Here is an 11,657-nt window from a genome sequence, read left to right on the forward strand (position 1 = left end):
ATGGCCCCGGTTTTTATAATTTAAATTTTCTTCTTGCATATCTGGGGATTTAAGATTATGATATATCGTATATCAATGTGCCATTTATCAAAGCACAGGCGTCTGAATCTGAAAGACAGCCGGAAAAGGAGGAGTCTATGACCGCATTATTCGCTGCTTTTATAGAAACCGCAGGAAAGTTCCTGATCCTTGGGGCCGCCGCTTTCTTTGGCGTTGTCTGCGGAAAAAAATTCAGAGACAGAAGAAATAAACAGTAACCAGGAGGCAAAAGACCATGCAGAAATATGGTGTGAATGAACTGAGGAGAATGTTCCTTGAATTTTTCGAGAGCAAGGACCATCTGGCAATGAAGAGCTTCTCCCTCGTTCCGCATAATGATAACAGCTTACTTCTTATAAATGCCGGTATGGCTCCCTTAAAGCCCTATTTTACCGGCCAGGAGATCCCGCCCAGGCGCAGGGTATGTACCTGCCAGAAGTGTATCCGTACAGGCGATATCGAGAATATCGGAAAGACCGCCCGCCACAGCACCTTCTTTGAGATGCTGGGAAACTTTTCCTTTGGAGATTATTTTAAGACCGAATCCCTCCACTGGTCCTGGGAATTCCTGACCCAGGTGGTGGGACTGGATCCCGACCGGCTCTATCCGTCCATCTACCTGGACGATGAAGAGGCCTTTAAGATCTGGAACGAGGAGATCGGTGTCCCCGCAGAAAGGATCTTCCGTTTTGGAAGAGAGGATAACTTCTGGGAGCATGGCGCAGGCCCCTGCGGCCCCTGTTCCGAGATCTATTATGACCGGGGAGAAAAGTATGGCTGCGGAAAGCCGGATTGTACCGTAGGCTGCGAATGCGACCGCTATATCGAGGTATGGAACAACGTGTTCTCCCAGTTTGAGAACGACGGCCACGGAAATTATACGGAGCTGGCCCAGAAGAACATCGACACCGGCATGGGCTTAGAGCGTCTGGCTGTTGTGGTCCAGGATGTGGATTCCCTGTTCACCATCGACACCAACAAAGCGCTTTTAGACCGGGTATGCCAGCTGGCCGGAAAAGAAAACCAGAAGGACTATGAAACAGATGTTTCCCTGCGGATCGTGACTGACCATATCAAATCCTGTACCTTTATGATCTCTGACGGCATCATGCCCTCCAACGAGGGCCGCGGCTATGTGCTCCGCCGGCTTTTGCGCCGGGCTGCCCGCCATGGAAGAAAGCTGGGGATCGAAGGAAAGTTCTTAGCCAACCTCTCCGATACAGTGATCGCCTTATCCAAAGACGGATATCCGGAGCTGGAGGAGAAGAAGGTGATGATCTTTAAGGTCCTTACAGAGGAAGAGGACAAGTTCAATAAGACCATCGACCAGGGCCTTGCCATCCTTTCCGATATGGAAGAGGAGATGAAGAAGAGCGGCTCGGATACCCTTTCCGGCGCAGACGCCTTCAAGCTTTACGATACCTATGGCTTCCCGCTGGATCTTACAAAGGAGATCCTGGAGGAGAAGTCCTTCCAGGTGGATGAAGAGGGCTTTGCCGCCTGCATGAAGGAGCAGAAGGAAAAGGCCAGAAAGGCCAGAAAGACCACCAACTATATGGGCGCGGACGTGACCGTTTACCAGTCCATCGACCCGGCAGTCACCACAAAATTCGTGGGCTATGACCGTCTGGTCCATGATTCAGCCATTACAGTGCTGACCACAGAGGACGAGATCGTGGAAGCCCTTACGGACGGCCAGAGGGGAACCATCCTGGTGGAGGAGACCCCGTTCTACGGCACCATGGGCGGCCAGCAGGCCGATACCGGCGTGATCGTATCAGAAAACGGCGAATTTACCGTGGAGGACACGATCCATCTCCAGGGCGGCAAGGTAGGCCATGTGGGCGTAATGACAAAGGGAATGTTCAAGACCGGCGATACCGTGACCTTAAAGGTGGATGAGGAAAACCGCGCCTTAACGGCCAGAAACCACAGTGCCACCCACTTACTCCATAAGGCGCTCCGGACCGTTCTCGGGGACCATGTGGAGCAGGCTGGCTCTTTAGTGACCAGAGACCGTCTCCGTTTTGACTTTACCCATTTCTCCGCCATGACTCCCGAGGAGATCAGACGGGTGGAGGAGATCGTAAATAAAGAGATCCATGCAGGACTTTCTGTTGTGACTGACGAAATGAGCCTGGAGGACGCGAAAAAGACAGGCGCCATGGCCCTGTTCGGCGAGAAGTACGGAGAGACGGTCCGCGTAGTAAGGATGGGCGATTTCTCCACAGAGCTCTGCGGCGGGACCCATGTGGCCAACACCTCCTCCATCAGCTCCTTTAAGATCCTGTCCGAGGCAGGGATCGCAGCCGGAGTAAGAAGGATCGAGGCGCTGACCTCTGACGGACTCATGGCCCATTATGCCGAAACAGAAAAGGAGCTCCATGAGGCGGCAGCAGCAGCTAAGACGACTCCGGGTGCCCTGACTGCAAAGATCGAGGCTATGTTAGAGGAGATCAAGGCCCTCCATTCGGAAAATGAGAAGCTTAAGAGCAAGCTTGCCAAGGAGGCCATGGGCGACGTGATGGACCAGGTGCAGGAAGTAAAGGGCGTGAAGGTCCTGGCTGTCCGCGCCGACGGCGTTGATATGAACGGCTTAAGGAACCTGGGCGACCAGTTAAAGGAAAAGCTGGGCGAGGGCGTCATCGTCATCGCTTCCGTCCTGGACGGCAAGGTGAACCTGATGGCCACAGCCACGGACGGAGCCCAGAAGGCAGGAGCCCATGCCGGAAACCTCATCAAGGCCATTGCAGGTCTGGTGGGCGGAGGCGGCGGCGGCCGTCCCAATATGGCCCAGGCCGGCGGTAAGAACCCCGCAGGCGTGGACGAGGCCCTGGCAAAGGTGGCCGAAACGGTGGAATCCCAGGTAAGATAACCCGGCATCAGCCAGTTTTTTACAAATTTTTCATAATTCCAAAAAAATCTATTGACGAATGTGTAATTTATGATATAATCATACCAGTGCTAAAAAATACCCAAACAGTTGTATTATGCACAATTACACAACTGGAGGGAGGTTAGGTGTGAGCTATGTCAAACGTAATCGTTAAAGATAACGAGAGCCTGGACAGCGCTTTACGCAGATTCAAAAGAAACTGCGCAAAGGCTGGTATTCAGCAGGAGATCCGTAAAAGAGAGCATTATGAAAAGCCCAGCGTAAGACGTAAGAAAAAGTCTGAAGCGGCAAGAAAGCGTAAATACAACTAATCATTGAATGAAACGCGTAATGAAGAAGATATTCCGTAACAGGGATATCTTCTTTTTTTGTCCGGAACTGCATATAGTAGCATGAATCCACCAAAGGCGGGGACAGGATTTGAAAAGGAAACGAGACGGAATGAACGGGCTGGCAGAGTCCCTGGGGCTTCCGCTGGACGCCAGCCGGGGAGAGACGATCCTGACCTTTGTGGGGCGGTCCATGGTCCGGATCGAGAATTACAGGAGCATCCTGGTATACTCAGATACATATTTAAAGATCCAGGCTGGAAAATACAGGCTTTCCATCGACGGAAGGAACCTTCGGATCCGCTATTATGATAAGGATGAGATGGAGATCACAGGGAATATAGATGCCATCGGCTTTGATGAGAGGTGACGGACTTTGAGGGAAAAGAGGCGTCTTTTTTTTAAGGGCGGGGTGCAGGCGGAGATCACAGGTCTTGGCCGGGAGCGTTTTTTTAACATTGCGGCCCGCCGGGAGCTTTTTGTAACAGGGATCGGGACAGACCGGGACGGACACGTCCTGTTCTGGACCACAGGCGAGGATTATAAAAAAATGAAGCCGGCGGCAAGAAAGGCCGGCGTCCGCCTTTTTTTAAGGAAAAAGTACGGACTTCCCTTTTTTCTTTTCCGGAACAGAAAGCGGAAGCCACTGGCTGCCGGATTCATCTGCTTCTTCCTTTTGCTGTACGGCCTGTCCTTTTTTATATGGGACATTTCCTTTGAGGGAAACTTAAGGTTCACGGATCAGACGCTCCTGCACTATATGGAGACGCTGCCAGTGGCCTGCGGCATGAGAAAATCCGCAGTCTCCTGTGAAGAACTTGAGGAGAGCCTGAGAAACCAGTTTGCAGAGATCACCTGGGTATCGGCAGAGATCAAAGGGACCAGGCTCACAGTGCGGATCAAGGAGAACGAGGCCATGCTGTCGCCTGTGGAGCCAGACCGGACGCCCTGCGATCTGACGGCTGAAAAGGACGGCGTTATCGAGCGGTGCGTGGTCCGGAACGGCCTTCTCAAGGTGAGGGCCGGGGATCCGGTGGCCGCCGGGGATCTTCTGGTGGCCGGGACGATCCCCATTTACGATGATTCAGAGAACCTGGTCAGCTCCCATGAGATCCGGGCAGACGCGGAGGTCTATGCAAGGACTGTATATGAGACGGAAAAGAAGCTTCCCCTTACCTATGAGGTAAAGAGCCGGACGGGGAGGGTCAGGCGCGGGGCATTTTTCAGTATCTTTGGCAGGACCTTTTATTTCCTGATGCCGGCCTACGGGGATGCTTCCTGGGAATTTTTTATGGATGAGAGGCAGCTTAGGCTTTTTGAGGACTTCTGTCTGCCGGTATACGGAGGGCTCGTGACGGCTCTGGAATACGTTCCCTATGAGCGGGCTTATACAAAAGAGGAGGTTTCTGCCGAAAAAGACCGGTATATGGAGGAATATATGGAAAAATTACAGGAAAAAGGTATACAAATCCTTGCAAATGATGGTAAAATAGAAAAAGGTGAATCCGGCTGGAAGATCCAGGGGACAGTAACCGTGATCGAGGACATTGCGGGGCCCGTCCCCATACCGGAAAAACATGAGGAGAATCAGACAGTAAATGAGTTTAATTGAGACAATCATAGACGTTCCCGCGGAACATGAGCGGAAGGTCTGCGGACAGTTCGACTGCTACTTAAAAAAGATTGAAAGGACGCTCCATGTGTCCATGATCGCCAGGGACGGGGAGATCAAGATCATTGGCCCGGACCACGCGGTGAAGAAGGCCAAAAGCGTGTTCTCCACCCTCATCGAGCTTTCAAAACGGGGAGAAGAGGTGGGGGAGCAGAATGTGGATTATGCCCTGGCCCTTTCCTTTGAGGGGAAGGATGAAGCCCTTTTGGAGATCGATAAGGATATCATCTGCCGCACCATCAACGGGAAGCCTGTAAAGCCCAAGACCCTGGGACAGAAGCAGTATATCGACCTGATCCGGAAAAAGATGATCGTGTTCGGCGTGGGCCCGGCGGGAACGGGAAAAACGTATCTGGGCATGTCCATGGCCATCCAGGCATTTAAGAACGGAGAGGTGAACCGGATCATCCTTACCAGGCCCGCCATCGAGGCCGGAGAGAAGCTGGGCTTCCTGCCGGGAGACTTGCAGAGCAAGATCGATCCGTATCTGCGGCCCCTGTACGACGCCCTGTATCAGATCATGGGCGCCGAGTCCTATCTGCACAACGCGGAAAAGGGACTGATCGAGGTGGCTCCCCTGGCTTATATGAGGGGACGCACCCTGGACAATGCGTTCATCATCCTGGACGAGGCCCAGAATACCACCCAGGCCCAGATGAAGATGTTCCTGACCCGTATCGGCTTCGGCTCCAAGGTCATCATCACCGGCGACCAGTCCCAGAAGGACCTTCCCTATGGAACGGTCTCGGGCCTGGATACGGCTCTTAAGATCTTAAAGAACATCGACGATATCGGGATCTGCTACTTCACCAGCGACGACGTGGTGCGCCATCCGCTGGTACAGAAGATCGTAAAAGCATATGATGAATATGAGGCCCGCGGCAAAGGCGCAAAAAAGCCGGACCGCCAGGCCGGAAGGGACGGAAGAAATGACAGTAACCATCGAGTATGAGGCTGAAGAGAGGCTGGAAGTTCCCTATGAGGAGATCATCCGCAATGTGGTGGAGGAAGCCCTGGACTACGTGGAGTGCCCTTACGACGCGGAGGTAAACGTGGTCCTGACGGACAATGAGGGGATCCATCAGATCAACCTGGACATGCGGGGCATCGACCGTCCCACAGACGTACTTTCTTTTCCCATGTGCGACTTTGAGACGCCGGGAGATTTTGACGGGCTGGAGGAGACGCCGGAGGAGTATTTCAATCCGGATACGGGAGAGCTGATGCTGGGGGATATCGTGATCTCTGTGGAAAAGGTAAAGGAACAGGCGGAAAAATTCGGCCATTCGGAGACCAGGGAGCTGGCCTTTTTAGTGGCCCACAGCATGCTCCATTTAAGCGGCTATGACCATATGGAGGATGAGGAACGGCTGGATATGGAAGAAAAACAGAGGGAGATTCTGGAACGGAGGGGTTACAGGAGATGAGAAGGCATGGCAGAAAGGGAATCATGGTGCTGGCGGCAGCCGTTCTTGCGGTCACTCTTTCCGGGTGCGGAAAGAAGTATGAGGAGGCGGCGGTGACCACGGCGGCAGAGACAGAGGCTGAACCCACCCGGGTGGTGGTCCTGGAGACTGAGCCGGAAACGGAGCCGCCGGAGACAGAACCAGAGGAGCCGGTGGAGCGCGTTGAGGTGGATGGAAAGATCCGGAGCTATCTCACCGGGGAAATGGTGGATGTGGCCATCGGAAACCGCCGTCCTCTGGCGGTGATGATGAGCAACGATAAGGAGTCCCTGCCCCAGTACGGCATCAACCGGGCCGGAGTGGTCTATGAGGTGCCGGTGGAGGGGGAAATGAACCGCTATATGGCCCTGATCGAGGACTATGACGGCCTGGAGCGGATCGGGTCGGTCCGGAGCGCCCGCACCTGCTATACCTATTTTGCCAGAGAGTACGACGCTATTTTTGCCCACTACGGCCAGAGCACCTTTGCAAAGAAATATCTGAACAATGTGGACAATATCAACGGCCTGGACGGCATCGGCGGTACGGCCTATTACCGTACCAAGGACCGGAAAGCGCCTCATAATGCCTATACCAGCGGAGAGCGGGTCAATAAGGCCATTGAAAAGCTGGGCTACCGCACTGGCTACGGGGATTCCTATGAGGGCCATTTCCAGTTTGCCAGGGGAAAGGAGCAGATCGTTCCGGACAGTGACGACGCATTCAAGGTGGTTCCCGGCTATCCCATGAACAAGCCCTGGTTTGAGTACCAGGAGTCGGACGGCCTGTACCACCGGTTCCAGTATGGGAGCCATCATAAGGGAAATGAGGGACTCATTGCCGTTAAAAACATTATCTTCCAGTATGTGGAATGGGGCCACTATGCCTCTACTCCCTATCTGAATATCAATGTACATAAGGGCCGTGAGGGATACTATTTCACCAACGGGAAATACCAGAAGATCACCTGGAAAAAGGACGGGGAATTTGGTGTGACCCGGTATTATGACCTGGATGGCAATGAGATCACATTAAACAAGGGAAAGACCTGGATCTGCATCATCGGTGCAGACCGGTATGATAAGGCTGAGATTTATGGAAAGTAAAGAAATGAGAGAGCGGGGAGCCAGCCGGAAAAAGGCCGGCTCCCGGCCGGAGAAAACGGGGGGAGAATCCAATTTTGTGGTCCAGGGCAGCATCCTGGCCATCGCCTCCATTGTGGTGAGGATCATCGGCATCGCCTACCGGATCCCCATGATAAACATCATTGGCGACGAGGGAATGGGCTATTACGGGACTGCGTTTAACGTGTATAACATTGCCCTGCTCCTGTCCTCTTACAGCCTTCCGCTGGCCGTATCCAAGATGGTATCCGTCCGGCTGGCCAGGAAGCAGTACCGGAATTCTGTCCGGATCCTGCGGGCAGCCCTGGTCTACGCCACGGTGGTGGGAGCCCTGGCAGCGGCCGTTATCTGGTTCGGAGCCGACTTCTTTGCAAGAGAAGTTTTTTTTATGCCCTATGCGGCCTTTGCGTTAAAGACCCTGGCTCCCACTGTCTGGATCATGGCGTATCTGGGCGTGTTCAGAGGCTATTACCAGGGCCAGGGGACCATGGTTCCCACGGCCCTGTCCCAGGTCTTTGAGCAGATCGTAAACGCCATTGTCAGCGTGGCCGCCGGAAGCTGGCTGTTTAACCAGGCCATAAAGGTAGAGATATTAAAGGGGGAGTCCGGCTCCGGCTATTCCAATTCCTGGGGCGCTGCCGGAGGCACTATCGGAACAGGCGCAGGCGCTTTTACGGCCCTGGTGTTCCTGCTGCTTCTGTTTGCCGCTTACCAGAGGACCATCCGGAAGAAGGTACGCAGAGACCGGTCCGGCTCCCTGGAGAGTTATGGGACCATTACTAAGATCTTATTTTTTACAGTGGTCCCGGTGGTGGTGAGCTCTGCCATTTATAATGTCAACAGCGTCCTGGACAACGGTCTCCTGGCCTATAATTTCAAGAGCCTGGGCATGGAGGAGGAGTTTATCTCCCAGTGGGGCGTGTACACGGGAAAATACCATCTTCTGATCAACGTTCCCATGGCTGTCTCCAATGCCCTGTCCTCGTCGCTGATCCCGTCGGTGTCCCGGGCTGTGGCCACCGGGGACCGGCGCATGGTGAAAAAGAAGGTGGCCGCTGCGATCCGGTTTTCCCTCCTGATCGCCATTCCGTCCACCGTGGGCCTTACGGTCCTGGCGGGGCCGCTGAATAACCTTTTATTCTCGGGCGATAATGACCTGGCAGTCCAGATGACCCTGTACGGGTCCATTGCTGTGGTCTTTTATTCTGTGTCCACGGTGACCAATGCCATTTTACAGGGCATCGACCGGATGCGGCTGCCCATCGTCCATGCCCTGACAGCCCTGGTCCTGCATCTGGCGGCCATGGAGGTCATGGTCCTGGTGTTCCATATGGGGATCTTCTCCATGGTATTTGCCAATATCCTGTTTGCAGTGATCATGTGCTTTTTAAACCACAGATCCATACGGAAGATCCTGGGCTACCGCCAGGAGGTGAAAAAGACCATCCTCCTGCCGGCTGCGGCTTCGGCGGTCATGGGCGCGGCAGCAGTGGGCGTCTATAAGCTCATACACCTGGGGATCCAGAGCAATGCGGTCTGCACCCTTGGGGCCGTGGCTGCTGCAGTGGCGGTCTACGGAGTCCTTCTGGTGAAGCTTGGCTGCCTGGACGAGGACGAGCTGCACCAGATGCCCGGCGGGACCAGGCTTTTGCAGGTGTTCCGGAAGCTGCGGCTCATGTAGGCCAAACTTTGGTAGAAAATCCGTAAAAGCTGTTTAAAACAGGGAAAGAAAGCAGATACTGTTTTCAGAAGGAGTGATTTCCAATGAAAAAATATGTATCCTGCTTTCTTTTCTTTTTGGTGCTGACGGCAGGCTGCCTGGTGTCCCTGTTTGTCCTTACCATTGATCCGCCCAGACAGCAGGCGGCAGAGGTGCAGATGACCGAATCTGTGGAACAGCCGGCCCTGGCAGAAGGCAGCGGAGAGGAGGAGATGGCCCACCTGGTGCTGAACCAGGAGGCAGTGGAGCCGGAGCCTGTAAAGGACAGTTTCTGCCTGGTGGCGGAGGAGGGGTATCTCATTGTTTATGACGACAGCCTGGCAACGGTGAATCTTTTCACCCATATGCCCCTTTCGGATTTTCCGCCGGTGGAACAGGAAAGGCTCATGGAGGGGATCTGGTTTCCCACCATGGCGGAAATTTTCAGCTATCTGGAATCTTACACCAGTTAAGACTTGCAATTTAAACGCCGGGTGGATATACTAGGAATAACATTTTTACAGCAATGGCATGCAAGGAGGAAGCTATGGGACGACCAGAAGGGATCATCATCGGCGGCGGAGCCGCCGGACTTATGGCGGCCATTACGGCGGCAGAAAACGGTGCAGGGGTGACGATCCTGGAGCATATGCCCCGGGTGGGAAAGAAGATCCTTTCCACAGGAAACGGAAAGTGCAATCTGACTAACCTGGATATGAGACCGGACTGCTACCGCTGCGGGACCGCGGATTTCCCCATGACGGCCATCGGACGGTTTTCTGCGGCAGACACGGTCTCCTTTTTCCGCCGTCTGGGCGTGGTGGTCACAGACCGGAATGGGTATGTCTACCCGGCCTCCGGCCAGGCCCAGACGGTGCTGGACGCTTTGAGGGAAAAGGCAGAGAGCCTGGAGATCCGGATCGTGACGGAATGCAGACCGGAAACAGTGGAGAGGGACGGGACAGGCTTCTGCGTCCGGACCTCCTGCGGTGCTTTCCGGGGAGATTTTCTGATCCTGGCGGCGGGCTCCAAGGCGGCTCCGTCCACAGGCTCCGACGGCAGCGGCTATGATCTGGCAGCTTCCCTGGGCCACAAGATCGTAAAGCCCCTTCCGGCTCTGGTACAGCTGAAATGCCGGGGGGATTTTTTCAGATCCATTGCCGGCGTCCGCACCGAGGCAGAGGTAAGCCTTTATACGGCCGGGAAGCATGGGGAGCTGGGAGATCTTCTGGCCTCCGACCGGGGGGAGCTGCAGCTTACGGATTACGGGATCTCCGGGATCCCGGTGTTCCAGGTGAGCCGGTATGCCTCCGAGGCCCTGGACCGGAAGAAGCGGGTGCTTGCAGTCCTGGACTTTTTCCCATCCCTGAAGGATGAAGAGCTTTTCTTACTTTTAAAGGAGCAGAGAATGTATCTGTCAGACCGGAAGGCAGAGGGCTTTTTAAACGGCATCTTTCATAAAAAGCTGGCGGCCCTGTTTTTAAAGGCTGCCGGGATCAGGGGAGAGGAAATGACTGGAAGGCTTTCAGATAAAAAGCTCCTGGCGGCGGCGGAGCTTATAAAGCGCACAGTGGTGGAGGTGACGGCAGCCAATTCCTTCGATAAGGCCCAGGTATGCATGGGCGGAGTCCGTGTAAAGGATGTGGATCCCTGCACAATGGAATCCAGGCTGGTGCCGGGACTTTATTTTGCCGGTGAGATCCTGGATGTGGACGGGATCTGCGGCGGCTATAATCTGCAGTGGGCCTGGTCCAGCGGCTATGCGGCCGGAGCCAGCGCCACAGGTAAGGAGTAATTACATATGATCCGAATCAATCAGCTGGCCCTGGAGGTGGGCCATGGCCCGGGGGCCATTAAGAAAAAGGCGGCCAGGCTTTTAAAGGTGCCGGAGACCTCCATCCGGAGGGTGGATGTGGTGCGCCGCTCCATCGACGCCCGGAAAAAGGACAGGATCCTGTACAGCTACATCGTGGATGTAAAGCTTGCGGAAAAGAAAAAGGAAGAGACGGCTGTGAAAAAGGCGGACAGCCGCAACATCCAGATAGAAACAGAAGCCCGGTACCGGTATCCGGCCCATGGAAAGGAAGTCCTAAAGGACCGTCCGGTGATCATCGGAGCCGGTCCGGCAGGTCTTTTTGCGGCCCTGGCCCTGGCGGAGAACGGCTTTGCCCCCCTTCTTTTAGAACAGGGGGATCCGGTAGAGGTGCGGGCAGAGAAGGTGGAGGCGTTCTGGAGGAACGGGGATGACAGCCTGGACCTCCACTCAAACGTCCAGTTCGGGGAAGGCGGCGCCGGGACCTTTTCTGACGGAAAGCTGAACACGCTGGTAAAGGATGTGTCCGGAAGGAACGGAAAGGTCCTGGAGACCTTCGTGGAGGCCGGGGCGGACGGTTCCATCCTGTATGACAGCCGCCCCCATATCGGGACTGATGTTCTCCGGGAGGTGGTGAAAA

Annotated in this window: 11 protein-coding genes; all 11 read left to right on the top strand. The window is 54.6% G+C overall.

Going from position 1 to position 11,657, the window contains the following annotated elements:
• Positions 1-274: 274 nt before the first annotated feature.
• A complete protein-coding gene (gene alaS, locus WIH05_RS04155; protein WP_337425027.1) occupies positions 275-2,914 on the top strand; it encodes an alanine--tRNA ligase in 2,640 nt (879 codons plus the stop codon).
• A gap of 155 nt (positions 2,915-3,069) precedes the next feature.
• Positions 3,070-3,246 (top strand): 30S ribosomal protein S21, encoded by a 177-nt coding sequence (rpsU, locus tag WIH05_RS04160; RefSeq protein ID WP_003504099.1) that lies wholly within the window; start codon positions 3,070-3,072, stop codon positions 3,244-3,246.
• Positions 3,247-3,355: 109 nt separating this feature from the next.
• A complete protein-coding gene (locus tag WIH05_RS04165; RefSeq protein WP_252207865.1) occupies positions 3,356-3,634 on the top strand; it encodes a YabP/YqfC family sporulation protein in 279 nt (92 codons plus the stop codon).
• A gap of 6 nt (positions 3,635-3,640) precedes the next feature.
• Positions 3,641-4,876, top strand: a complete 1,236-nt coding sequence (locus WIH05_RS04170; protein WP_337425028.1) for a sporulation protein YqfD — start codon at positions 3,641-3,643, stop codon at positions 4,874-4,876.
• Entirely contained in the window at positions 4,863-5,888 is a 1,026-nt protein-coding gene (locus WIH05_RS04175) for a PhoH family protein (RefSeq protein ID WP_022273978.1), read from the top strand. The genes WIH05_RS04170 and WIH05_RS04175 overlap by 14 nt, the downstream gene beginning before the upstream one ends.
• The gene (gene ybeY / locus WIH05_RS04180; protein ID WP_022273979.1) at positions 5,866-6,363 is read left to right on the top strand and encodes an rRNA maturation RNase YbeY; all 498 of its coding nucleotides are present in this window, start codon (positions 5,866-5,868) and stop codon (positions 6,361-6,363) included. The genes WIH05_RS04175 and ybeY overlap by 23 nt, the downstream gene beginning before the upstream one ends.
• Positions 6,360-7,487, top strand: coding sequence for a DUF3048 domain-containing protein (locus WIH05_RS04185; protein WP_337425029.1), 1,128 nt, complete (start codon positions 6,360-6,362; stop codon positions 7,485-7,487). Before ybeY ends, WIH05_RS04185 begins: the two co-directional genes overlap by 4 nt.
• The gene (locus WIH05_RS04190) at positions 7,477-9,186 is read left to right on the top strand and encodes a polysaccharide biosynthesis protein (RefSeq protein WP_022273981.1); all 1,710 of its coding nucleotides are present in this window, start codon (positions 7,477-7,479) and stop codon (positions 9,184-9,186) included. The genes WIH05_RS04185 and WIH05_RS04190 overlap by 11 nt, the downstream gene beginning before the upstream one ends.
• 83 nt (positions 9,187-9,269) lie before the next feature.
• Positions 9,270-9,677, top strand: coding sequence for a hypothetical protein (locus tag WIH05_RS04195; RefSeq protein ID WP_022273982.1), 408 nt, complete (start codon positions 9,270-9,272; stop codon positions 9,675-9,677).
• A 74-nt stretch (positions 9,678-9,751) separates the two neighbouring features.
• Positions 9,752-10,999, top strand: coding sequence for an NAD(P)/FAD-dependent oxidoreductase (locus WIH05_RS04200; RefSeq protein ID WP_158356902.1), 1,248 nt, complete (start codon positions 9,752-9,754; stop codon positions 10,997-10,999).
• A gap of 6 nt (positions 11,000-11,005) precedes the next feature.
• Positions 11,006-11,657: NAD(P)-binding protein (locus WIH05_RS04205; protein ID WP_337425030.1), on the top strand; the 652-nt coding region annotated here is incomplete at its 3' end.

Origin of the sequence: Alitiscatomonas sp., assembly GCF_037242085.1 — a bacterium.
Classification (GTDB): domain Bacteria; phylum Bacillota; class Clostridia; order Lachnospirales; family Lachnospiraceae; genus Alitiscatomonas; species Alitiscatomonas aceti.